The organism is Mesorhizobium sp. M7A.F.Ca.CA.002.05.1.1 (assembly GCF_003998335.1).
Classification (GTDB): Bacteria; Pseudomonadota; Alphaproteobacteria; order Rhizobiales; family Rhizobiaceae; genus Mesorhizobium.
Window position 1 is genome coordinate 1 of record NZ_RZQI01001467.1, and the last position, 799, is coordinate 799.

Below are 799 nucleotides of genomic sequence, written 5' to 3' on the forward strand. Positions count from 1 at the left end.
GTCATCAGTTTGGCCATTGAGGCCGGCGGTATCGGCTTGTCGGCATCCTTGGAAAAAAGCACCGTCCCGGTCTCGGCGTCGATCATGAAGGCCTGTGCGGCCTTGGTCTCGAACAGCTGCGCGCCGGCCGGAGCCTGGAAAAACAGCAGCAGGCCAAAAACCAGAAGCCCGGCGAGCGGGAGCAAGCGAAATTGCATGATGTTCGACCCGTTGGCCGGCACCGCCGGCAAGCCCGCAAAAAGTATCGGGCTTTTTGCACGGCGGATCAACCGCGTAGCCGAAATCCAGCCTGGCTTGTACTCAGTTGCGCACAGCCAGCGCATCGGGAGCGCCATGCGACCAGGCAGCCTGCAACATCTCGTCCAGATTGCGGTGGCCATCGGGATAGAGATTGACCGAATACCAATCCTCGCCGTCGAGTTCCGAACGCTGGATCTCGATCTTGCCGAAGGCGGCAAGCTGAGCGGCAATACGCTTGGCTTCTCCGGCATCCTCGAACGAACCGGCAGCGACGTAGTCGGTGGACGGACCGGCCGGTGGCGGCTGCCGCTTCCACGATTGAAGCACGTCGGCCGGCGACATCCCGTCGCCACCCATCGCGGCGAAGGCACTTGAGGCGCGTTCGACCCGCTCGTCGGCATAGGACAGCGAGGCCATGGCAAACGGTGATTGCGGCGGCAGATTGATCTGCGGGCGTTCCGGCACGATCGGGCCGAAATCCGGAAGCGCCAGATCGCCATACGCCGACGACTGCGCCGACATGACCGGCTGGACAGAACCGGAATCGGTCAACTGGCCC

1 protein-coding gene and 1 pseudogene are annotated in these 799 nt (G+C 63.2%); both read right to left on the bottom strand.

From position 1 onward, the window contains the following. Nucleotides 1–197, bottom strand: a pseudogene (locus tag EN939_RS38410) (D-alanyl-D-alanine carboxypeptidase); the annotation flags it as partial. A 103-nt stretch (nucleotides 198–300) separates the two neighbouring features. Beyond that, nucleotides 301–799, bottom strand: a 499-nt coding sequence (locus EN939_RS36410; RefSeq protein ID WP_442919601.1) for an SPOR domain-containing protein, incomplete at its 5' end; no start/stop codon positions are given.